Raw genomic sequence first — 23,071 nt, 5'->3', positions numbered from 1 at the left:
AGTCTAGCCGCTCGTACACCATCCACCCGGCCCGCGCCGCGGCGCCCTCCGCGCTCTCGCATAGGGTTGGGCCCATGCGTGGAATTCTCTTGGCCGGTGGCACCGGATCCCGACTCTGGCCGCTGACCCGGGCAGTCTCGAAGCAGCTGCTCCCCGTCTTCGACAAGCCGATGATCTACTACCCGCTCTCCACCCTGGTCATGGCCGGAATCAGCGAGATTCTCGTCATCACCACGCCGGAGGACCGTGCGCAGTTCGAGCGACTGCTCGGCGACGGCTCCCAGTTCGGCATCCGGCTGGAGTACGCGGTCCAGGAGCGCCCCGAGGGCATCGCCCAGGCGTTCGTGCTCGGCGCCGACTTCATCGGCGACGAGTCCGTCGCCCTGATCCTCGGCGACAACATCTTCCACGGCAGCGGCCTCGGCACGCGCCTGGCGGAGCACACCGACTCCAAGGGCGGCCGGGTCTTCGCGTATCCGGTGGCCGACCCGACCGCGTACGGCGTGGTCGAGTTCGACGAGAACGGCCAGGCCATCTCCATCGAGGAGAAGCCGGTCAAGCCCAAGTCCCGCTACGCGGTGCCGGGTCTGTACTTCTACGACAACCGCGTCGTGGAGATCGCCCGCGGTCTGAAGCCCAGCGCGCGCGGCGAACTGGAGATCACCGCGGTCAACGACGCGTACCTCCAGGCCGGTGAGCTGAATGTCACCATCCTCGACCGCGGCACCGCCTGGCTGGACACGGGGACCTTCGTCTCCATGGTCCAGGCCTCGGAGTTCGTCCGCGTGATCGAGGAGCGCCAGGGCTTCAAGATCGGCTGCATCGAGGAGGCGGCCTGGCGGGCCGGCCTGATCGACTCCGCGCAGCTGCGCGAACTGGCCCAGCCGCTGCTCAAGAGCGGTTACGGCGACTACCTGATCGCTCTGCTCGAAGAGGAGTCCTCCCGGTGAAGTTCCGCCAGCTCTCGATAGAGGGCGCCTACGAGATCACCCCGCAGCTGCACGGCGACCCGCGCGGCCTGTTCACCGAGTGGTACCGCTTCGACAAGCTGTCCGAGGTCGTCGGCCACCCGCTGAACCTGGCGCAGGCGAACCTCTCGGTGTCCTCGCGCGGCGTGGTCCGCGGCATCCACTTCGCCGACGTGCCGCGCGGCCAGGCCAAGTACGTGTCCTGCGTACGCGGCGCCGTGCTCGACGTCATCGTGGACCTGCGGGTCGGCTCCCCGACCTTCGGCCGCTGGGAGGGTGTCCGCCTGGACGACGTGGACCGCCGCGCTGTCTACATCCCCGAGGGCCTGGGCCACGGATTCTGCGCGCTGAGCGACGACGCCACGCTGTCGTACCTCTGCTCGGAGACGTACAACCCGACCGGCGAGCACTCGGTCCACCCGCTCGACGCGGACCTGGGCATCGAGTGGCCGGCGGACGTGCCGCTGCTGTCCGCCCGCGACGAGGCCGCGCCGACGCTGGCCGAGGCGATCGGGTCGGGCCTGCTGCCGGACTACGCCGCCTGCAAGGAGTTCACCGAGTCCCTGCGCGTGACCGGCTGACGGCTCCCCCGCAGGGCACGAGAGAGGGCCGCACCCCGTGATCGGGGGTGCGGCCCTCTTCCGTATGCCGTACGCACGTGCCGCACGTACCGCACGTCCGTACGACGAAGGGCCCCTCCCCCGCCGCCGAAGCGGTGGGGAAGGGGCCCTTCTGTCAAACATGGTGCCCGCTCGCGCGAGCTACCAGGTCAGAGCACGAATTACTTCGTGATCTTGATGACCTGGCCGGCGCCGACCGTACGACCACCCTCACGGATGGCGAACTTCAGGCCCTCCTCCATGGCGACCGGCTGGATCAGCGCGACCGTCATCTCGGTGTTGTCGCCCGGCATGACCATCTCCGTGCCGGCCGGCAGGGTGACGACACCCGTGACGTCCGTGGTACGGAAGTAGAACTGCGGGCGGTAGTTGTTGAAGAACGGGGTGTGACGGCCACCCTCGTCCTTCGACAGGATGTAGGCCTGGGCCTCGAACTCGGTGTGCGGCGTGACCGAACCGGGCTTGATGATGACCTGGCCGCGCTCGACGTCCTCGCGCTTGATGCCACGGAGGAGCAGACCGACGTTCTCACCGGCCTGGCCCTCGTCGAGCAGCTTGCGGAACATCTCGATGCCGGTGACCGTGGTGGTGGTCTTGGCTTCCTTGATGCCGATGATGTCGACGGTCTCGTTGACCTTCAGGACACCACGCTCGATACGGCCGGTGACGACCGTACCGCGACCGGTGATCGTGAAGACGTCCTCGACGGGCATGAGGAACGGCTTCTCGGTGTCACGCGGCGGGGTCGGGATGGCCTCGTCGACGGCGGCCATGAGGCCGAGGAGCTTCTCGCCCCACTCCTTGTCGCCCTCGAGCGCCTTCAGCGCGGAGACGCGGACGACCGGCAGGTCGTCGCCCGGGAACTCGTACTCGGAGAGCAGCTCACGGACCTCGAGCTCGACGAGCTCCAGGATCTCCTCGTCGTCCACCATGTCGGCCTTGTTCAGGGCGACGACGATGTACGGAACGCCGACCTGGCGGGCCAGGAGCACGTGCTCCTTGGTCTGCGGCATCGGGCCGTCGGTGGCGGCGACCACGAGGATGGCGCCGTCCATCTGCGCGGCACCGGTGATCATGTTCTTGATGTAGTCAGCGTGACCCGGGCAGTCGACGTGGGCGTAGTGACGCGCCTCGGTCTGGTACTCGACGTGCGCGATGGAGATGGTGATACCGCGCTGGCGCTCCTCAGGAGCCTTGTCGATCTGGTCGAAGGCCGAGGCCTCGTTCAGGTCCGGGTACGCGTCGTGCAGCACCTTGGTAATGGCGGCCGTGAGGGTCGTCTTACCGTGGTCAATGTGACCGATGGTGCCGATGTTGACGTGCGGCTTAGTCCGCTCGAACTTCGCCTTCGCCACGGGGTCCTCCTGGAGAGTGGTTCTGTACGCCTTACTCATCGGCGCCAGGTGATCTTTGCTGGAAAGCCGGTCCCTCCGGGGCAACGGAGGGTTACTCCTGTTGCCCCAGAGGCTCCGGTGACAAGCCTAAAGCGTGTACTCGGAAGAGTTACTCGCCCTTGGCCTTCGCGATGATCTCCTCGGCGACGTTCCGGGGAACCTCGGCGTAGGAGTCGAACTGCATCGAGTAGCTGGCGCGACCCGAGGTCTTGCTGCGGAGGTCTCCGACGTAGCCGAACATCTCCGAAAGCGGCACGAGGCCCTTCACGAGACGCGCTCCGTGACGCTCCTCCATGGCCTGGATCTGGCCACGGCGGGAGTTGATGTCACCGATGACGTCGCCCATGGACTCCTCGGGCGTGGTGACCTCAACGGACATCATCGGCTCGAGCAGCACGGGGGAAGCCTTGCGCGCGGCCTCCTTGAAGGCCTGCGAACCGGCGATCTTGAAGGCGAGCTCCGAGGAGTCGACCTCGTGGTAGCCACCGTCGAGAAGAATGACGCGGACGCCGGTCATCTCGTAGCCGGCCAGGATGCCGAACTGCATGGCCTCCTGCGCACCGGCGTCGACCGAGGGGATGTACTCCCTCGGGATGCGGCCACCGGTGACCTTGTTCACGAACTCGTACGCCGGACCATCGGCGTCCGTGATCGGCTCGATCGCGATCTGCACCTTGGCGAACTGACCGGTACCACCGGTCTGCTTCTTGTGGGTGTAGTCGTGACGCTCGACGGTCTTGCGGATCGTCTCGCGGTACGCGACCTGCGGCTTGCCGACGTTGGCCTCGACCTTGAACTCGCGCTTCATACGGTCGACCAGCACCTCGAGGTGCAGCTCGCCCATACCGCCGAGGATGGTCTGGCCGGTCTCCTCGTCCGAGTGAACGTGGAAGGAGGGGTCCTCCTCCGCGAGACTCTGGATGGCGACACCCAGCTTCTCCTGGTCACCCTTGGACTTGGGCTCGATGGCGACCTGGATGACCGGAGCCGGGAAGTCCATGGACTCCAGGATCACGGGTGCCTTGTCGTCACACAGCGTCTCACCGGTGGTGGTCTGCTTCAGGCCCATGACGGCGACGATGTCACCGGCGCCCACCGCGGCGATCTCTTCACGCTTGTTCGCGTGCATGCGGTAGATCTTGCCGATGCGCTCCTTCTTGCCCTTGACGGAGTTCAGCACCGAGGTGCCGGCCTCCAGGCGGCCCGAGTAAACCCGGACGAAGGTGAGCTTCCCGAGGTGCGGGTCGCGCATGATCTTGAACGCCAGCGCCGCGAGCGGCTCCTCGTCGGACGGCTTGCGCTTCACGACGGTCTCGGCGTCACGGACGTCGTGGCCCTCGATGGCCTCGATGTCCAGCGGCGACGGGAGGTAGCGGATGACAGCGTCGAGCAGGGGCTGAACGCCCTTGTTCTTGAACGCCGTGCCACAGAACACCGCGGTGATCGTGGGCTCGCCCTTGCCCTTGCCGGAGCCGAGGATGATGCGACGGACGGCGGCGTGCAGCTGCTCCACGGACGGCTCGTCGCCGTTCAGGAAGAGCTCCATGATCTCGTCGTCGTTCTCGGCGACGGTCTCGACCAGCTTGCCGCGCCACTCTTCAGCGGCCTCGGCGTGCGTGGCCGGGATGTCGACGATGTCGTACATCTCGCCCTTGGTCGCCTCGGCGGACCAGACGAACGCCTTCATCGTGACGAGGTCGACGACACCCTGGAAGTCGGCCTCGGCACCGATGGGGAGCTGCATGACGATCGGAACCGCACCGAGGCGGTCCTTGATCATGTCGACGCAGCGGTGGAACTCGGCGCCGGTGCGGTCGAGCTTGTTCACGAAGCAGATGCGCGGCACGCCGTAACGGTCGGCCTGACGCCACACCGTCTCCGACTGCGGCTCCACACCCGCGACACCGTCGAACACGGTGACGGCACCGTCGAGGACGCGGAGCGAACGCTCCACCTCGACCGTGAAGTCCACGTGACCCGGGGTGTCGATGATGTTGATGGTGTGGTCGACGTCCTCGAGCGGCCAGTGGCAGGTCGTCGCGGCAGACGTGATCGTGATGCCGCGCTCCTGCTCCTGCTCCATCCAGTCCATCGTGGCAGCGCCGTCGTGGACTTCACCGATCTTGTAAGACACACCGGTGTAGAACAGGATGCGCTCGGTGGTGGTCGTCTTGCCCGCGTCGATGTGAGCCATGATGCCGATGTTGCGCACCTTGGCCAGGTCAAGCGAAGTGGTAGCCATATCGGCTCAGTCTTCTCTCGGTCTCGATGTGGGTTGGGACTACCAGCGGTAGTGCGCGAAGGCCTTGTTGGACTCGGCCATCTTGTGCGTGTCCTCACGCTTCTTGACGGCCGCACCGAGGCCGTTCGAGGCGTCGAGGAGCTCGTTCATGAGGCGCTCGGTCATGGTCTTCTCACGACGGGCGCGGGAGTAACCCACGATCCAGCGCAGCGAGAGGGTCGCGGCGCGACCGGGCTTGACCTCGATCGGCACCTGGTACGTGGCGCCACCGACACGGCGGGACTTGACCTCGAGGGACGGCTTGACGTTCTCGAGCGCGCGCTTCAGCGTGATGACCGGGTCAGCGCCGGTCTTCTCGCGGAGGCCTTCCATGGCGCCGTAAACGATGCGCTCGGCGGTGGAGCGCTTGCCGTTCAGGAGGATCTTGTTGATGAGCGACGTCACCAGAGGAGATGCGTAGACCGGGTCGATGATGACCGGGCGCTTCGGGGCGGGGCCCTTACGAGGCATTCTTACTTCTCCTTCTTGGCGCCGTAGCGGCTGCGGGCCTGCTTGCGGTTCTTGACAGCCTGCGTGTCAAGCGCACCGCGGATGATCTTGTAACGAACACCCGGCAGGTCCTTCACACGGCCACCACGCACGAGCACGATCGAGTGCTCCTGCAGGTTGTGTCCCTCACCCGGAATGTAAGCGGTGACCTCGATGCCGGAGGTCAGACGCACACGCGCGACCTTACGGAGCGCCGAGTTCGGCTTCTTCGGGGTGGTCGTGAACACACGCGTGCAGACGCCACGGCGCTGGGGCGAAGCCTCAAGCGCGGGCGTCTTCGTCTTCTCGACCTTGTCCTGCCGGCCCTTACGGACCAGCTGCTGGATCGTAGGCACTACTTCTCCGGTTTCTGTGTGCCGTGTAGTGAAGCTAACCTGGAACTTTGCCGACCCACGCGGTCGGGTGTGTCGGATCCGGCGGGACTCCGCGCAAGCACGGAAACGCATGGATCGCGGTGGCTGATCCGGCTCTCATGCGGTTGATGGACACGCACAGGAGCCCAGGCACACCCCAGGCACAAGGTCTGAGCGTACCTACCGCATCCCATCCGGTCAAAACAAAGGCCCGCGCGGGGCGAGCGCGATATCGCCGCCGGTCATGTGCCGCTTGGGCGAGACCGCGGTGTGGCCCTGCCGACTCGCGCATGTGGTAAAGGCGTGCTAAGCGGAGCGGGACGGGGCGGCCGCCCCAGCGAACTAAACTGCCCCAGCGATTCACTTGATTCGTCCCGAAACGGCACAGGCGTCCACAGGCGTCCACGGGCATCCACGAGCACTCAGGGAGCGGGACATTGCGGACGGTCACCTCGGAGACGACGGCGACGGACCGTCCGGCCCTACCGTCTCCCCGCCGCGGGCCCCTGCGGCTCGTCCGCGTGCCCGCCCGTCTGCGCGGCCGCCTGTACGGGCCCCTGCTCGCGTTCCTGATCACCTCGGCCGCGTTCTGCTCGGCCTGGGCCGCCCGCGGCACCTACCCCTTCGGCAACACCGGCCGGGCCATCAACGACCAGGCCAACCAGTACGTGCCCTTCCACCGCGCCCTGTGGGACCTGGCCCACGGACAGTCCGCCGGTGACGTGCTCTTCACCTGGCGCGGAGGCTTCGGCCAGCAGTTCCTGTCCGACTACTACACGTACCTCGGCAACCCGTTCTCCTGGCTGGCCGTCCTGGTCCCGCGCGACCACGTCGACCTCGCCGTCTTCGCGATCAGCCCGATCACCATGGGCACCGCCGCCGCCGTCATGACGGTCTACCTCGGCAAGCTCCACCCAGGCCCGTGGTGGCAGCGCGGGGTGCTCGGCGCCTGCTACGGGCTCTGCGGCTGGGCGCTCAGCGACGCCTCGTACATCCCGATGTGGCTGTGGGGCCTTGTCGCCCTTCCGCTGCTCGGCATCGCCGTCGAGTGGTGCCTGGAGGAGCGCCGCTGGACGGGCGCGGCGCTGTTCGTCGCGCTCGCCTGGTTCGGAAACTTCTACACCGCGATGATGGCCACGATGGCCGCCTGCGTACTGCTCGCCATCCGCCTGATCACCCGGGACATGACCGGCCGGCAGCGGCTGCGCGCCGTGTGGCGGGCCGGGGCGGCCGCCGGGACGGGCATCCTGCTGACCCTCCCGCTCCTGCTGCCGTCGTTCCTCTCCAGCGGCTCCGCCCAGCCCACCCAGGCCGGGGCCTTCGAGCCCGTACGGATCGAGCTGTTCCTCGCCGGGATGCTCCCCGCCACGCACCTGTGGGGCGGCCGCCCCAGGCTGTACGTGGCCTCGCTGGGCCTGATCCTCGCCGGATCGTTCCTGTTCAACGCCGCCATCGCCCGCCGGACCCGCCTGGTGTGGGCGGCGGCGACCCTGCTCGTCGTCGCCTCGTTCCAGTTCCCGCCGACCCAGTACGCGTGGCACGGGCTGGCGGTGCCGAACGGCAACCCGTACCGCGAGGCCTTCGTCTTCAGCGGCATGGTGGTGGTCCTGGCCTGGCTGGCCCTGGCCCACCGCCCGCGCCCGCTGCACGTGGCGCTGACGGCCGCCCTGCTGGTGGCGGCCACCTTCGTGCTGCGCCGCGCCGACGACTTCGGCGGCTGGACCTGGCCGGCGGTGCTGGTGGGCGGAGCCGTATCCGTACTGGCCCTCGTCCTCCTCGCCCTGGGCGAGAAGCGGCGGTACCTGATCCCGGTGGCCGCGGTCCTCATGGTCGGCGTGGTCTTCGCGGAGTCCACGGTGGCGGCCGCCGGTGCGGACTCCCGCCGCAGCCGCGAACGCTGGGCGAAGCCGGTCGCCACCTCGAACCGCTCGATCGACGCGCACTTCGACGCCGTCCGCCAGGTGGACGGCTGGCCCGCGTACCGGACCGACTCCGGCGCGCCGCAGAGCTCGTACAACGACGCCCTCGCCCTGCGCGCGGAAGGTCCGCAGTACTACAGCAGCTACCTGCCGGAGGCCACCTACCAGGCCCTGGAGCCCCTCGGCTACGGCTTCAAGAACGACGGCCGGACCTTCTTCGGCGCCGACGACCCGGTGCTCGACGCGATCTTCTCGATCGGCGCCCGGGTCCGCCCGGGGGCCGATCCGGGCAGCTGGACGTCCACGCGCTTCGCGGCCCCTCCCCTGGTGACGCTCCGCACCGGGCCCTACACCTCTCCCAACCCGGCGGACAGCGTCTACGCCCGGCAGGAGAACGTCCTCGGCGCCACCGTCCACCAGGTCCCGCAGGTCACCCGCGGGGGCACGGCCACGGAGCAGACGTACGAGGCCCGGTGCACCCCGGGCTCCGAGGCGTACTGGTACTCCCCGCAGATCTACGGCACCCTCACCCACGCCGGCACGTCCCGCCCCCTGGAGGACCGGATGACCGGGGTGATCAGGCTGGGCGAGGTCCCCGCGGACGGCAGGGTGGCGGTGTCGGTCCGTACCCGGACCGAGGACGCGACGGCCGGCGAACACCCCGTCGGCTGCCTCGACCGCGCCGCCCTGGACAGGGCGATCACCTCGCTGAAGTCCACCGGTGCCACGGAGGTCACCGCGGGCGGCCACTCCATCGGGGCCACCCTCCCGAAGGGCGCCACGGGCACGGCCGTCTTCGCGATGACGGCCGTCCCGGGCTGGCAGTGCACGGCCCCGGTGAAGAGCTTCCACGGCCTGGTCTCGGTGGACCTCCCCGCGGGCACCGACAAGGTCTCCTGCACCTTCACCCCCAAGGGCCTCACCCCCGGCCTCGCCGCGGCCGCCCTGGCCCTCCTGACCCTCGCATCGGTCACCCTCACCACCCACCGCCGCCGGCGGCGCGCCTGACGGTGCCGCCCAGGGCCCCGGGGCATCCCGCCGGGGCCGGAACACGAAGAAGCCCCCCGCCTCTCCTCACGGAGCAACGGGGGGCTTCCTTCATACGAGCTGTCAGCCGTTGTACGGGCCGTAGTCGTAGTCCTCCAGCGGGACAGCCTGGCCGGAGCCGGTGCCGAAGGGCGAGTAGTCGATGTCGTCGTAGCCGACGGCCGAGTACATCGCGGCCTTCGCTTCCTCGGTGGGCTCGACCCGGATGTTGCGGTAGCGGGCGAGGCCCGTACCGGCCGGGATGAGCTTACCGATGATGACGTTCTCCTTGAGGCCGATGAGGCTGTCGGACTTGGCGTTGATCGCCGCATCCGTCAGGACTCGGGTCGTCTCCTGGAAGGAGGCGGCCGACAGCCAGGATTCCGTCGCCAGCGAGGCCTTGGTGATACCCATCAGCTGCGGACGGCCGGAGGCGGGGTGACCGCCCTCGGTGACCACACGACGGTTCTCGGTCTCGAACTTCGAGCGCTCGACGAGCTCGCCCGGCAGGAGCTCCGCGTCGCCGGACTCGATGATCGTCACGCGGCGGAGCATCTGCCGGATGATGATCTCGATGTGCTTGTCGTGGATCGACACGCCCTGCGAGTTGTAGACCTTCTGGACTTCGCCGACCAGGTGGACCTGGACGGCACGCTGGCCGAGGATGCGCAGCACGTCGTGCGGGTTGGTGGCACCCGCGGTGAGCTTCTGGCCCACCTCGACGTGGTCGCCCTCGTGCACGATGACCTTGGCGCGCTTCGAGATCGGGAACGCCGTCTCGTCGCTGCCGTCGTCGGGCGTGATGACGATCTTCTTCGTCTTCTCGGTCTCCTCGATCCGCACGCGGCCGGCGGCCTCGGAGATCGGGGCGACACCCTTCGGCGTACGGGCCTCGAAGAGCTCGACGACACGCGGCAGACCCTGCGTGATGTCGTCACCGGCCACACCACCGGTGTGGAAGGTACGCATCGTCAGCTGGGTGCCGGGCTCACCGATGGACTGGGCGGCGATGATGCCGACCGCCTCACCGATGTCGACCAGCTTGCCGGTGGCGAGCGAGCGTCCGTAGCAGAAGGCACAGGTGCCGACCGCGGACTCACAGGTCAGGACCGAGCGGGTCTTGACCTCCTCGACGCTGTTGGCGACCAGGGCGTCGATCAGGACGTCACCGAGGTCGACGTTGGCCGGCGCGATGACCTTGCCGTCGATGACGACGTCCTCGGCCAGCATGCGGGCGTAGACGGACGTCTCGACGTCCTCGGCCTTGCGCAGCACGCCGTCCTCGCCGCGAACGGCGATCTTCAGCTTCAGGCCGCGCTCGGTGCCGCAGTCCTCCTCGCGGATGATCACGTCCTGCGAGACGTCCACCAGACGACGGGTCAGGTAACCCGAGTCGGCGGTACGCAGGGCGGTGTCCGCCAGACCCTTACGGGCACCGTGCGTGGAGATGAAGTACTCCAGAACGGTGAGGCCCTCACGGAAGGACGCCTTGATCGGACGCGGGATGGTCTCGTTCTTCGCGTTCGACACCAGACCACGCATACCGGCGATCTGTCGCATCTGCATCATGTTTCCTCGGGCACCCGAGTCAACCATCATGAAGATGGGGTTCGTCTTGGGGAAGTTCGCGTTCATCGCCTCGGCAACCTCGTTGGTCGCCTTGGTCCAGATCGCGATGAGCTCCTGCGTGCGCTCGTCCTTGGTGATCAGACCGCGCTCGTACTGCTTCTGGACCTTCTCGTCCATCGCCTCGTAGCCCGCGACGATGGCCTTCTTGGCCTCGGGCACGACGACGTCGGAGATGGCCACGGTGACGCCCGAACGGGTCGCCCAGTGGAAGCCGGCCGCCTTCAGGTTGTCGAGCGTCGCCGCCACGATGACCTTGGGGTAGCGCTCCGCCAGGTCGTTGACGATCTCGGAGAGCTGCTTCTTGCCCACCGAGTAGTCGACGAACGGGTAGTCCTCGGGCAGCAGCTCGTTGAAGAGCGCGCGGCCCAGCGAGGTCTTCAGACGGAAGCTGTCGCCCGGCTGGAACTCCTGCTCGCCCTCTTCGGCGACCGGCGCCACCCAGCCGCGCGGCGGGATGGTGCCCACCGGGAAGCGGATGTCGACGGACGACTGCAGCGCGAGCTCGCCGTTGTCGAACGCCATGGTCGCCTCGGCCGTGGAGCCGAACGCGCGGCCCTCGCCCTTGGTGTCACGGAGCTCACCGTCGGTGGTCAGGAAGAACAGACCGAGGACCATGTCCTGGGTCGGCATCGTGACCGGACGGCCGTCGGCCGGCTTGAGGATGTTGTTCGAGGACAGCATCAGGATGCGGGCCTCGGCCTGCGCCTCCGCGGAGAGCGGCAGGTGCACGGCCATCTGGTCACCGTCGAAGTCCGCGTTGAACGCGGTGCAGACGAGCGGGTGGATCTGGATGGCCTTGCCTTCGACCAGCTGGGGCTCGAAGGCCTGGATGCCGAGGCGGTGCAGCGTGGGCGCACGGTTCAACAGAACCGGGTGCTCGGCGATGACCTCTTCGAGCACGTCGTACACGACCGTGCGGCCGCGCTCGACCATGCGCTTCGCCGACTTGATGTTCTGCGCGTGGTTCAGGTCGACCAGGCGCTTCATCACGAACGGCTTGAAGAGCTCCAGCGCCATGGCCTTGGGCAGACCACACTGGTGCAGCTTCAGCTGCGGACCGACGACGATCACGGAACGCGCGGAGTAGTCCACGCGCTTGCCGAGGAGGTTCTGACGGAATCGACCCTGCTTGCCCTTGAGCATGTCGCTCAGGGACTTCAGCGGACGGTTGCCGGGACCGGTCACCGGACGACCACGACGACCGTTGTCGAAGAGGGCGTCCACGGCCTCCTGGAGCATGCGCTTCTCGTTGTTCACGATGATCTCGGGGGCACCGAGGTCGAGAAGGCGCTTCAGGCGGTTGTTGCGGTTGATCACGCGGCGGTACAGGTCGTTCAGGTCGGAGGTCGCGAAGCGGCCACCGTCCAGCTGCACCATCGGACGAAGGTCCGGCGGGATGACCGGCACGCAGTCCAGAACCATGCCCTTGGGCTTGTTGCTGGTCTGCAGGAACGCGGAGACGACCTTGAGGCGCTTGAGCGCACGGGTCTTCTTCTGGCCCTTGCCGGTACGGATGATCTCGCGGAGGCGCTCGGCCTCTTCGTCGAGGTCGAAGGACTCCAGGCGCTTCTGCAGCGCCGCGGCACCCATGCAACCGTCGAAGTACGTGCCGAAGCGGTCGCGCAGCTCGCGGTAGAGCAGCTCGTCGCCCTCGAGGTCCTGGACCTTGAGGTTCTTGAAGCGCGCCCACACCTCGTCGAGGCGGTCGATCTCGCGCTGGGCGCGGTCACGGAGCTGCTTCATCTCGCGCTCGGCACCCTCGCGCACCTTGCGGCGCACGTCGGCCTTGGCACCCTCGGCCTCGAGCTCGGCCAGGTCGGTCTCGAGCTTCTTGGCACGGCCTTCGAGGTCCGCGTCACGGCGGTTCTCGATCTGCTGGCGCTCGACGGAGACGTGGGCCTCCAGCGACGGGAGGTCGCGGGTGCGGCGCTCGTCGTCCACGAACGTGATCATGTACGCGGCGAAGTAGATGACCTTTTCGAGGTCCTTCGGCGCGAGGTCCAGCAGGTAGCCCAGGCGCGACGGGACGCCCTTGAAGTACCAGATGTGGGTGACGGGAGCGGCAAGCTCGATGTGGCCCATCCGCTCACGACGCACCTTGGCGCGCGTGACCTCGACGCCACAGCGCTCACAGATGATGCCCTTGAAGCGGACACGCTTGTACTTGCCGCAGTAGCACTCCCAGTCCCGGGTCGGACCGAAGATCTTCTCGCAGAAGAGTCCGTCCTTCTCGGGCTTGAGGGTGCGGTAGTTGATGGTCTCCGGCTTCTTGACCTCGCCGTGGGACCAGGTTCGGATGTCGTCCGCGGTGGCAAGGCCGATCCGCAGCTCGTCGAAGAAGTTGACGTCGAGCACTGTGCGTCAATCCCTCTTTCGGGGTCGAGTCTCAATCATGGTCTGAACGGTCCCGGGGATGACGGGGGGCTCTTGAGCGAGCCCCCCGTCAGGCCCGTCAGACCTCTTCGACGCTGCTCGGCTCACGCCGGGACAGGTCGATACCGAGCTCCTCCGCCGCGCGGAAGACGTCCTCGTCGGTGTCGCGCATCTCGATGGACATGCCGTCCGAGGACAGCACCTCCACGTTGAGGCAGAGCGACTGCATTTCCTTGATGAGCACCTTGAAGGACTCGGGAATGCCCGGCTCGGGGATGTTCTCGCCCTTGACGATGGCCTCGTAGACCTTCACGCGGCCGGTGACGTCGTCGGACTTGATGGTCAACAGCTCCTGGAGGGCGTAAGCGGCGCCATAAGCCTCGAGCGCCCACACCTCCATCTCACCGAAGCGCTGGCCACCGAACTGCGCCTTACCACCCAGCGGCTGCTGCGTGATCATCGAGTACGGACCGGTCGACCGCGCGTGGAGCTTGTCGTCGACCAGGTGGTGGAGCTTGAGGATGTACATGTACCCGATGGAGACCGGGTCGGGGAACGGCTCACCGGAGCGGCCGTCGAACAGACGCGCCTTGCCGGACGGGAGGACCAGGCGGTCCCCGTCGCGGTTCGGGATCGTGTGCTCGAAGAGGCCGGCGAGCTCGTCCTCGCGGGCACCGTCGAACACGGGGGTGGCGACATTGGTGCCGGGCTCGACGCGGTCGGCGCCGATGACCTTCAGACGCTCGGCCCACTCCTCGCCGAGGCCGGAGACGTCCCAGCCGCGGCTGGCGAGCCAGCCGAGGTGGATCTCCAGGACCTGTCCCGGGTTCATTCGGGACGGGACACCCAGCGGGTTCAGGATGATGTCGACCGGCGTGCCGTCCTCAAGGAAGGGCATGTCCTCGATCGGAAGGATCTTGGAGATGACACCCTTGTTGCCGTGGCGGCCGGCGAGCTTGTCACCGTCGGTGATCTTGCGCTTCTGGGCGACGTAGACGCGGACCAGCTGGTTCACGCCCGGGGGAAGCTCGTCGCCCTCCTCGCGGTCGAAGACGCGGACACCGATGACCTTGCCGATCTCACCGTGAGGAACCTTGAGCGAGGTGTCACGCACCTCGCGGGCCTTCTCACCGAAGATCGCGCGGAGCAGGCGCTCCTCCGGCGTCAGCTCGGTCTCACCCTTGGGCGTGACCTTGCCGACGAGGATGTCGCCGGCGACGACGTCCGCACCGATGCGGATGATGCCGCGCTCGTCGAGGTCGGCGAGGACCTCCTCGGAGACGTTCGGGATGTCCCGGGTGATCTCCTCGGGGCCCAGCTTGGTGTCACGGGCGTCGACCTCGTGCTCCTCGATGTGGATCGAGGAGAGGACGTCGTCCTGCACGAGGCGCTGCGACAGGATGATCGCGTCCTCGTAGTTGTGGCCTTCCCACGGCATGAACGCGACGAGCAGGTTCTTGCCGAGGGCCATTTCGCCCTCTTCGGTGGCCGGGCCGTCGGCGAGGACCTGGGCCTCGACGATCCGGTCACCCTCGTTGACGATGACCTTCTGGTTGACCGAGGTGCCCTGGTTCGAGCGGGAGAACTTGGCGACGCGGTACGTGGTGTACGTGCCGTCGTCGTTGGCGACGGTGATGTAGTCGGCCGAGACCTCCTGGACGACACCGTCCTTCTCCGCCTTGATCGAGTCGCCGGCGTCGACCGCACAGCGGTACTCCATGCCGGTGCCGACGAGCGGGGCCTCCGCCTTGATGAGCGGAACGGCCTGGCGCATCATGTTCGCGCCCATGAGGGCACGGTTGGCGTCGTCGTGCTCGAGGAAGGGGATCATCGCGGTCGCGACGGACACCATCTGGCGCGGGGAGACGTCCATGTAGTCGACGTCGTCGCCGGCGATGTAGTCGATCTCGCCGCCACGACGACGCACCAGCACGCGGTTCTCGGTGAAGCGCATGTCCTCGGACAGGCCGGCGTTGGCCTGGGCGATGACGAAGCGGTCTTCCTCGTCCGCGGTCAGGTAGTCGACCTCGTCGGTGACGACGCCCTCGACGACCTTGCGGTACGGGGTCTCCACGAAACCGAACGCGTTGACGCGACCGTAGGAGGCGAGCGAGCCGATCAGACCGATGTTCGGGCCTTCAGGGGTCTCGATCGGGCACATGCGGCCGTAGTGCGACGGGTGCACGTCACGGACCTCGAAGCCGGCCCGCTCACGGGACAGACCACCGGGACCCAGAGCCGAGAGACGACGCTTGTGCGTCAGACCCGACAGCGGGTTGTTCTGGTCCATGAACTGCGACAGCTGGCTGGTGCCGAAGAACTCCTTGATGGAGGCGACGACCGGCCGGATGTTGATCAGGGTCTGCGGCGTGATCGCCTCGACGTCCTGCGTGGTCATCCGCTCGCGGACGACGCGCTCCATACGAGCCAGACCCGTGCGGACCTGGTTCTGGATGAGCTCGCCGACGTTGCGCAGACGACGGTTGCCGAAGTGGTCGATGTCGTCGGTCTCGACGACGATCGAACGGCCCGACTCACCGGTCGTGTCGGTCTCGCCCGCGTGAAGCTTCACGAGGTACTTGATCGTCGCGATGATGTCGTCGGTGGTGAGCACACCGGCGTCCAGCGGCTCGTCGGCGCCGAGCTTCTTGTTCACCTTGTAGCGGCCGACCTTCGCGAGGTCGTAGCGCTTCGGGTTGAAGTAGAGGTTCTCGAGCAGCGTCTGAGCGGCCTCGCGGGTCGGCGGTTCGCCCGGACGCAGCTTGCGGTAGATGTCGAGCAGCGCGTCGTCCTGACCCTGGGTGTGGTCCTTCTCCAGGGTGGCGCGCATGGACTCGTACTCGCCGAACTCCTCGAGGATCTGCTCGGTGGTCCAGCCGAGAGCCTTCAGGAGGACGGTGACGGACTGCTTGCGCTTGCGGTCGATGCGGACACCGACCATGTCGCGCTTGTCGATCTCCATCTCGAGCCAGGCACCCCGGGACGGGATGATCTTGGCGGCGAAGATGTCCTTGTCGGACGTCTTGTCGATGGAGGAGTCGAAGTAGACACCGGGGGAACGGACGAGCTGCGACACCACGACACGCTCGGTGCCGTTGATGACGAAGGTGCCCTTGTTGGTCATGAGCGGGAAGTCGCCCATGAAGACCGTCTGAGACTTGATCTCTCCGGTCTCGTTGTTCGTGAACTCGGCGGTGACGAACAGCGGCGCCGCGAACGTGAAGTCGCGGTCCTTGCACTCGTCGACAGAGTTCTTCGCCGGCTCGAAACGGTGGTCGCGGAAGGTCAGCGACATCGACCCGGAGAAGTCCTCGATCGGCGAGATCTCCTCGAAGATCTCTTCCAGACCGGACTTGGTGGGGACGTCCTGTCCACTCTCAAGCGCCGACTCGACGCGAGACTTCCAGGCGGCGTTCCCGAGCAGCCAGTCAAAGCTCTCGGTCTGCAGCGCCAGGAGGTTCGGAACCTCGAGGGGCTCCTTGATCTTTGCAAAGGAGATGCGCAGCGGGGCGGTGCTGGCACCGGTGTTCGTATTGGTCGAGGCGTTGCGCGAGGCGGCCAAGAGGGGGTCCTTCCGAGGGCTCGGACTCACTACGCGCGTACCGGTCCCAGCTGACACAGAAGACGGCCCGCCTGATTCGGTCGAAAAGACCTGGTCAGGGCGTATCGATCAAGTGTGCTCGAGCGTGGGCATGCCCCTGGCGACGGGCAGGGGGCAGCTAACAGGCAGCGCAAAGGGTCAGTGTAGCCACTTGGCTCACTGATGTCCAGACCAGGTTTCCGGAAACCGGCAACAGGCCTTCCCCATGTCGTTTAAACCAACCCTGCGACCCTGCGTCCAACACGCGGCTCTCGTGGCTCTCGCACACAGAGCGCGTATCAGTACTGCCCTCTTCGTAGTCGATCCATGCCTCGGATCTTCGATCCGTGCCGCGGATCTCGGACCGGTCCTGCACGGGGCCGATCGATCCCACAACGGGACTGAGAATTGCGCGCCGCGTGCCGTTCGTCAAGGCCCCCTGCTCCGTGCGGATCAGCTCCGGACCCGGCTTCGGGGCAACGATGATCACCCTACTCCCCAACGAGACCAGGGCAAGTCAGGCACTGCGGGTACGCCAAAGGGCGACCACCCTTACGGGTGATCGCCCTTGGTCGAGGCCCCAGGAGGGCCTCAGAGGTGTTACTTGACCTCGACAGCCGCGCCGGCACCCTTGAGGGACTCGGCGGCCTTGTCAGCGGCCTCCTTGGTGACCTTCTCGAGGACGGGCTTCGGGGCGCCGTCCACGAGGTCCTTGGCCTCCTTGAGGCCCAGGGAGGTCAGCTCACGCACGACCTTGATGACCTGGATCTTCTTGTCGCCGGCACCGGTGAGGATGACGTCGAACTCGTCCTGCTCCTCGGCGGCCTCAGCGGCAACCGGGGCACCCGGACCGGCAACGGCGACGGCCGCGGCGGCGGTGACGTCGAACTTGTCCTCGAACGCCTTCACGAACTCGGAGAGCTCGATGAGGGTCATCTCCTCGAACTGGGCGAGGAGGTCGTCCTGAGAGAGCTTCGCCATGATGGGCGATCCTTCCACTAATTCGGCAGGTGCCGGATGTATATAGAGGCGGGCGTAACGGCCCGCTACGACCCACGCACTAGGCGGCGTGGATCAATGCGCGAGCCGAATTACTCGGCACCGCCCTGCTCGGCGAGCTTGACGCGAAGCGCTTCCGCGGTGCGGACGAACTTCGACGGCAGCGCCTGGAAGAGCGAGGCAGCCTGAGACTGCTTGCCCTTGAACGCGCCGGCCAGCTTGCTGAGCAGAACCTCGCGGGACTCGAGGTCCGCAAGCTTCTTGATCTCATCGGCGGTGAGCGCCTTACCATCAAGGACACCCGCCTTGATGATGAGGTTCGGGTTGTCCTTGGCGAAGTCACGCAGGCTCTTCGCCGACTCCACCGGGTCACCGGTGATGAAGGCGACCGCGGTCGGACCAGCGAAGTGCTCGTCCAGCGCGGTGATCCCGGCCTGGTTGGCCGCAATCTTGGTCAGCGTGTTCTTCACCACGGCGTACTGGGCGTTCTCACCGAGAGAGCGACGCAGCGTCTTGAGCTGCGCGACGGTGAGACCCCGGTACTCGGTCAGCACGGCGGCGTTCGAGCTCTGGAACGCGTCCTTGAGCTCGGCTACCGCGGCAGCCTTGTTGGGCGTCGGCATAGTGCGTTCGCCTCCTTCCGGGTGATGAGGACCGCTCAGAAGGGGCTGACATACGAAACGCCCCGGCGCAGGCGCCAGGGCGTAGCTCAACCAGAACGAGTTCTGGGAACATTCCAAGGTCACCTGCGCAGGACGTCCGCAATTGGCGGATCCTTCGGCCGCCGCACCCTTACGGGCACGACAACGACCAGCGGTCTTTGGCTTCTCCGGAAGAGTACGTGAACCGGCCGAGCCAAGGCAAATCGCCTCGGGAGCGCCCGGCGGAACCCCGGGGCCGACCGGCCCCGCCGGGCCGCCACACGCCGGTTGGCGCCCTGTCCGGGACATGGGGCCCGGAACACGGAAAACGGGCCCCTCGCCGCCCTGTGAAGGGGGCGAGGGGCCCGTTTCAGCCACTCAGGTGAGCCGGGGGCTCAGCGGAGCTCAGACAGCGGCCGGGTCTTCCTCGACGAGGAGGTTCCGGGTGCGGTTCGAGTCCAGCTGGATGCCGGGGCCCATCGTGGTGCTCAGGGCGGCCTTCTTGATGTAGCGGCCCTTCGCGGCGGACGGCTTCAGACGAAGGATCTCGTCCAGGGCCGCACCGTAGTTCTCGACCAGCTGCTCATCGGAGAAGGAGACCTTGCCGATGATGAAGTGCAGGTTCGAGTGCTTGTCGACACGGAACTCGATCTTGCCACCCTTGATCTCGGTGACAGCCTTGGCAACGTCCATGGTGACGGTGCCGGTCTTCGGGTTCGGCATCAGGCCACGGGGACCGAGCACGCGGCCGAGGCGGCCGACCTTGCCCATGAGGTCCGGAGTGGCGACAACCGCGTCGAACTCGTTCAGGCGGTTGCCCTTGGCGATCTCGTTGATCAGCTCGTCATCGCCGACGATGTCGGCGCCGGCGGCTTCCGCGGCCGCTGCACGGTCACCGGTCGCGAAGACCAGGACCCGGGCGGTCTTGCCGGTGCCGTGCGGGAGGTTCACGGTGCCACGGACCATCTGGTCGGCCTTGCGCGGGTCGACACCCAGGCGGAAGGCGACCTCGACGGTGCTGTCGAACTTGGTCGCGGAGGTCTCCTTGGCGAGACGGACGGCCTCGAGCGGGGCGTACTGCTTCTCCCGGTCGACCTTGGCGTCCGCAGCGCGGAGAGTCTTGCTGCGCTTCACTTCTGCTCCTGTTTTTCGGCTTCAGGCATGGAGTCGTGGTGCGGACCAGCGCTTGGCCCTACCACTGGTGGTGCTGGGGGGTGGCTGGATCAGCCTTCGACCGTGACGCCCATCGAACGCGCGGTGCCGGCGATGATCTTCATCGCGGCGTCGACGTCGTTGGCGTTGAGGTCGGGCATCTTCAGCTCGGCGATCTCGCGGACCTGGGCGCCGGTGAGCTTGGCGACCTTGGTCTTGTGGGGCTCGCCGGAGCCCTTCTCGATGCCCGCGGCCTTCAGGATGAGGCGCGCGGCCGGCGGAGTCTTGGTGATGAAGGTGAAGGAGCGGTCGTCGTAGACCGTGATCTCCACCGGCACGACCATGCCACGCTGCGACTCGGTCGCGGCGTTGTAGGCCTTGCAGAACTCCATGATGTTGACGCCGTGCTGACCGAGCGCGGGGCCGACCGGCGGAGCCGGGTTGGCCGCACCGGCCTTGATCTGGAGCTTGATAAGCCCCGTGACCTTCTTCTTCTTGGGAGGCATTGCTCTCTCCGGGTCCTAGTGAGAGTTTTTCGCCGCCAATCCGGTCATCCGGATGGAGGCATACCGCACCACGATAACGGGTATCGGAGCGGGGCTAAAAACCGAGCAGGTCAGACCGCCCTTCACGGGGCGATCTGACCTGTCCGGAAGCGTTGGCTCAGAAGATCGTCAGTTCTTCTGGATCTGGTCGAAGCTGAGCTCGACCGGGGTCTCGCGACCGAAGATCTCGACGAGCCCCTTGACCTTCTTCGAGTCGGGGTTGATCTCGTTGATGGTCGCCTGCAGCGTCGCGAACGGGCCGTCGGTGACGGTGACCGAGTCGCCGACCTCGAAGTCCAGGACCTCGATGGTGCGCTTGACCGCGGGGGCCGGCAGACCGGCGTCCTCGGCGGCCTGCTTGGCGGCCTTCTCCTGCGCCTCCGGGGCGAGCATCTTGACGATCTCGTCCAGCGTCAGCGGGTACGGGTCGTACGCGTTGCCGACGAAGCCGGTGACACCGGGGGTGTTGCGGACGACGCCCCAGGACTCGTTCGTCAGATCCATGCGGACGAGAACGTAACCGGGCAGCTTGTTCTGCCGGACGTTCTTGCGCTCGCCGTTCTTGATCTGGACGATCTCTTCCTCGGGCACCTCGGCCTGGTAGATGAACTCCTCGACGTTCAGCGAGACGGCGCGCTGCTCCAGGTTGGCCTTCACGCGCTTCTCGTAGCCCGCGTAGGTGTGGATCACGTACCACTCGCCGGGCAGGAGGCGCAGTTCGTCGCGCAGGGCCTGGACGGGGTCGACGGGCTCGGCGTCGGCGGCCTCCTCCGCTTCCTCGTCGGCCTCGACCTCGTCCTGGACGTCGCCGGCCTCGGCGGTGACGGCATCCTCGTCGGCGTCGCCGGCCTCGGCGTCGTCCGCGACCTCGTCAGCCTCGTCCTCGACGTGGAGCGCTGCCTCTTCGGCGGCGACGCCGGCCTCGGCGTCGGCCAGCTCGGCCTCGTCCGGGTCCACAGCGTCTGCCGCCTCGACGATGTCGAGCGCGTCCTCGACGGACTCGACGGAGTCGGGGCTCGCGTTCAGGTTCGGGTCAGACACGGTGGCTGCTTCTTCCTGGATACAAAAGGTGGTCGAACATGCGAAAACGGGCGGCACCCATCAAGGCGCCGCCCTCCGCGGGGATCAGCCGAAGACGAACTTGATGGCTTCCTGAAGCCCATAGTCAATCACGGTCACCAGACCGATCATGATGACGACGAAGACAATCACCACGGTGGTGTACGTCGTGAGCTGATTGCGCGTCGGCCAGACGACCTTGCGGAGTTCCGCGATGATCTGGCGGTAGAACAGCGCGAGCCGACCCAGAGGACCCTTCTTCCCGCGCTTGCCGCCCTTGCGGGCCTTCTTCTCGCGGGTGTCATCCTCGGCGTCAGGCATGTCGATGGAGCCCAGGGCGTCCGTCACGTCTCTCACCTGAATCCGGGTCGTGGCCGTAGCCGCGCCCGGTTGCGCCGCACGGCGTTGCATCGAAGTACGTACCTGCGCACACGTCCGAGAAGGAGTGTGGAGCAGGGCCGGAGGGACTCGAACCCCCAACCGCTGGTTTTGGAGACCAGTGCTCTACCAATTGAGCTACGACCCTTTGTTGCGTCCCCCAACCTACCGCATCCAGACGGGTGCACGGAGTGCTCACGCTCTGGAGTGACCGGCAGGGGCCAACGACAGGTGAGTGTACGGGTTCCTGGACCTGACGTCGAACGTAGCCCTGGACCTGACATCCGACGGAGCACATTCCCAAGCCGTCCGTCCGATGACTGAAACGGCGTGCGGGGCCTCTGAGGCGTCTGGGACGATTGGCCTCATGACCTCTGAAACGCCTTCCACCGAGCGCCGTGTCTCCGCCCGCATCGGCGCCATTTCCGAGTCCGCCACCCTCGCCGTGGACGCCAAGGCCAAGGCCCTCAAGGCCGCCGGGCGCCCGGTGATCGGCTTCGGCGCCGGCGAGCCCGACTTCCCGACCCCCGACTACATCGTCGAGGCCGCGGTCGAGGCCTGCCGCAACCCGAAGTACCACCGCTACACGCCGGCCGGCGGTCTGCCCGAGCTGAAGTCCGCGATCGCCGCGAAGACGCTGCGCGACTCCGGCTACGAGGTGGACGCGTCGCAGGTCCTGGTGACCAACGGCGGCAAGCAGGCGATCTACGAGGCGTTCGCCGCGATCCTGGACCCGGGTGACGAGGTCATCGTCCCTGCCCCGTACTGGACCACCTACCCCGAGTCGATCCGCCTCGCCGGCGGTGTCCCGGTCGAGGTCGTCGCCGACGAGACCACCGGCTACCGCGTCTCCGTCGAGCAGCTCGAGGCCGCCCGCACCGAGCGCACCAAGGTCGTCCTCTTCGTCTCCCCGTCGAACCCGACCGGAGCCGTGTACTCCGAGGCCGACGCGGAGGCCATCGGCCGCTGGGCCGCCGACAAGGGCCTGTGGGTCCTGACCGACGAGATCTACGAGCACCTGGTCTACGGCGAGGCCAAGTTCGTCTCCCTGCCGGCGATCGTCCCCGAGCTCGCCGACAAGTGCATCATCGTCAACGGCGTGGCCAAGACGTACGCGATGACCGGCTGGCGCGTGGGCTGGATCATCGGCCCGAAGGACGTGGTGAAGGCCGCGACCAACCTGCAGTCGCACGCCACCTCCAACGTCTCCAACGTGGCCCAGGTCGCGGCGCTCGCCGCCGTCTCCGGCAACCTGGACGCCGTCCACGAGATGCGCACGGCCTTCGACCGCCGCCGCCAGCTGATCGTGCGGATGCTGAACGAGATCGACGGCGTGTTCTGCCCGACCCCCGAGGGCGCGTTCTACGCGTACCCGTCGGTCAAGGAGCTCCTCGGCAAGGAGATCCGCGGCAAGCGCCCGCAGACCTCCGTCGAGCTGGCCGCGCTGATCCTGGACGAGGCCGAGGTCGCGGTCGTCCCGGGCGAGGCCTTCGGCACCCCCGGCTACCTGCGCCTGTCGTACGCCCTGGGCGACGCGGACCTGGTCGAGGGCGTGTCCCGCATCCAGAAGCTCCTGGCCGAGGCCAAGGCCTGAGGCTGCCCTCGGAACGGTGAAAGGCGGTGGGGCGGGACCCGTACGGTTCC

At 67.1% G+C, this 23,071-nt stretch carries 16 protein-coding genes and 1 tRNA gene; 4 read left to right on the top strand and 13 right to left on the bottom strand.

The features are described from left to right. Positions 1-74: 74 nt before the first annotated feature. Positions 75-950 carry a glucose-1-phosphate thymidylyltransferase RfbA gene (gene rfbA / locus ACFXGI_RS22585; RefSeq protein WP_384709490.1) on the top strand — a complete coding sequence of 292 codons (876 nt, stop codon included), beginning with the start codon at positions 75-77 and terminating at the stop codon, positions 948-950. Beyond that, on the top strand, positions 947-1,549 hold the full coding sequence (rfbC, locus tag ACFXGI_RS22580) for a dTDP-4-dehydrorhamnose 3,5-epimerase (RefSeq protein ID WP_384709487.1): 603 nt from the start codon (positions 947-949) through the stop codon (positions 1,547-1,549). The genes rfbA and rfbC overlap by 4 nt, the downstream gene beginning before the upstream one ends. Positions 1,550-1,749: 200 nt before the next feature. Here rfbC and tuf read toward each other — a convergent pair whose 3' ends face one another. From tuf to rpsL, 4 genes are all read right to left on the bottom strand, one after another. Further along, entirely contained in the window at positions 1,750-2,943 is a 1,194-nt protein-coding gene (tuf, locus tag ACFXGI_RS22575; RefSeq protein WP_362634987.1) for an elongation factor Tu, read from the bottom strand. Between the two features lie 148 nt (positions 2,944-3,091). After that, positions 3,092-5,224 carry an elongation factor G gene (fusA, locus tag ACFXGI_RS22570; protein ID WP_266664768.1) on the bottom strand — a complete coding sequence of 711 codons (2,133 nt, stop codon included), beginning with the start codon at positions 5,222-5,224 and terminating at the stop codon, positions 3,092-3,094. Between the two features lie 39 nt (positions 5,225-5,263). Next, positions 5,264-5,734 (bottom strand): 30S ribosomal protein S7, encoded by a 471-nt coding sequence (gene rpsG, locus ACFXGI_RS22565; RefSeq protein ID WP_330298073.1) that lies wholly within the window; start codon positions 5,732-5,734, stop codon positions 5,264-5,266. 2 nt (positions 5,735-5,736) lie between these two features. Further along, positions 5,737-6,108, bottom strand: a complete 372-nt coding sequence (gene rpsL, locus ACFXGI_RS22560) for a 30S ribosomal protein S12 (RefSeq protein ID WP_007265893.1) — start codon at positions 6,106-6,108, stop codon at positions 5,737-5,739. A gap of 539 nt (positions 6,109-6,647) precedes the next feature. On the opposite strand from rpsL, the gene ACFXGI_RS22555 reads away from it, so the two are divergent. Then, positions 6,648-9,053: a YfhO family protein gene (locus tag ACFXGI_RS22555; protein ID WP_384709482.1), complete on the top strand. Its 2,406-nt coding sequence runs from the start codon at positions 6,648-6,650 to the stop codon at positions 9,051-9,053. A gap of 102 nt (positions 9,054-9,155) precedes the next feature. Here the strand turns inward: ACFXGI_RS22555 and ACFXGI_RS22550 are convergent, their stop codons facing one another. From ACFXGI_RS22550 to ACFXGI_RS22510, 9 genes are all read right to left on the bottom strand, one after another. Further along, positions 9,156-13,055, bottom strand: a complete 3,900-nt coding sequence (locus ACFXGI_RS22550) for a DNA-directed RNA polymerase subunit beta' (RefSeq protein ID WP_384709479.1) — start codon at positions 13,053-13,055, stop codon at positions 9,156-9,158. Between the two features lie 97 nt (positions 13,056-13,152). After that, positions 13,153-16,635, bottom strand: coding sequence for a DNA-directed RNA polymerase subunit beta (rpoB, locus tag ACFXGI_RS22545; protein WP_384709476.1), 3,483 nt, complete (start codon positions 16,633-16,635; stop codon positions 13,153-13,155). 618 nt (positions 16,636-17,253) lie between these two features. Beyond that, positions 17,254-17,634 (bottom strand): 50S ribosomal protein L7/L12, encoded by a 381-nt coding sequence (gene rplL, locus ACFXGI_RS22540; RefSeq protein WP_384709473.1) that lies wholly within the window; start codon positions 17,632-17,634, stop codon positions 17,254-17,256. Between the two features lie 110 nt (positions 17,635-17,744). Continuing rightward, a complete protein-coding gene (gene rplJ, locus ACFXGI_RS22535; RefSeq protein WP_008739730.1) occupies positions 17,745-18,275 on the bottom strand; it encodes a 50S ribosomal protein L10 in 531 nt (176 codons plus the stop codon). A gap of 423 nt (positions 18,276-18,698) precedes the next feature. Beyond that, positions 18,699-19,427 carry a 50S ribosomal protein L1 gene (rplA, locus tag ACFXGI_RS22530; RefSeq protein WP_053682631.1) on the bottom strand — a complete coding sequence of 243 codons (729 nt, stop codon included), beginning with the start codon at positions 19,425-19,427 and terminating at the stop codon, positions 18,699-18,701. An 89-nt stretch (positions 19,428-19,516) separates the two neighbouring features. Beyond that, a complete protein-coding gene (gene rplK / locus ACFXGI_RS22525; RefSeq protein WP_008739735.1) occupies positions 19,517-19,951 on the bottom strand; it encodes a 50S ribosomal protein L11 in 435 nt (144 codons plus the stop codon). A gap of 168 nt (positions 19,952-20,119) precedes the next feature. After that, the gene (gene nusG, locus ACFXGI_RS22520) at positions 20,120-21,031 is read right to left on the bottom strand and encodes a transcription termination/antitermination protein NusG (RefSeq protein ID WP_384709469.1); all 912 of its coding nucleotides are present in this window, start codon (positions 21,029-21,031) and stop codon (positions 20,120-20,122) included. An 84-nt stretch (positions 21,032-21,115) separates the two neighbouring features. Beyond that, the gene (secE, locus tag ACFXGI_RS22515) at positions 21,116-21,397 is read right to left on the bottom strand and encodes a preprotein translocase subunit SecE (protein ID WP_054222545.1); all 282 of its coding nucleotides are present in this window, start codon (positions 21,395-21,397) and stop codon (positions 21,116-21,118) included. 105 nt (positions 21,398-21,502) lie between these two features. Then, positions 21,503-21,575, bottom strand: a tRNA-Trp gene (locus tag ACFXGI_RS22510). Positions 21,576-21,794: 219 nt separating this feature from the next. On the opposite strand from ACFXGI_RS22510, the gene ACFXGI_RS22505 reads away from it, so the two are divergent. Further along, positions 21,795-23,021 (top strand): pyridoxal phosphate-dependent aminotransferase, encoded by a 1,227-nt coding sequence (locus tag ACFXGI_RS22505; protein ID WP_384709465.1) that lies wholly within the window; start codon positions 21,795-21,797, stop codon positions 23,019-23,021. The last annotated feature ends 50 nt before the right edge of the window (positions 23,022-23,071 follow it).

Origin of the sequence: Streptomyces sp. NPDC059355 (genome assembly GCF_042752335.1) — a bacterium.
Lineage (GTDB): Bacteria > Actinomycetota > Actinomycetes > Streptomycetales > Streptomycetaceae > Streptomyces.
This window is presented reverse-complemented; position numbering and strand designations above follow the sequence as displayed.

Coding starts and splice junctions, on each gene's coding strand:
- rfbA (WP_384709490.1), top strand. CDS start 75: ATGCGTGGAATTCTCTTGGCCGGTGGCACCGGATCCCGACTCTGGCCG.
- rplJ (WP_008739730.1), bottom strand. CDS start 18,275: ATGCCGACGCCCAACAAGGCTGCCGCGGTAGCCGAGCTCAAGGACGCG.
- ACFXGI_RS22505 (WP_384709465.1), top strand. CDS start 21,795: ATGACCTCTGAAACGCCTTCCACCGAGCGCCGTGTCTCCGCCCGCATC.
- fusA (WP_266664768.1), bottom strand. CDS start 5,224: ATGGCTACCACTTCGCTTGACCTGGCCAAGGTGCGCAACATCGGCATC.
- rplL (WP_384709473.1), bottom strand. CDS start 17,634: ATGGCGAAGCTCTCTCAGGACGACCTCCTCGCCCAGTTCGAGGAGATG.
- rpsG (WP_330298073.1), bottom strand. CDS start 5,734: ATGCCTCGTAAGGGCCCCGCCCCGAAGCGCCCGGTCATCATCGACCCG.
- rplK (WP_008739735.1), bottom strand. CDS start 19,951: ATGCCTCCCAAGAAGAAGAAGGTCACGGGGCTTATCAAGCTCCAGATC.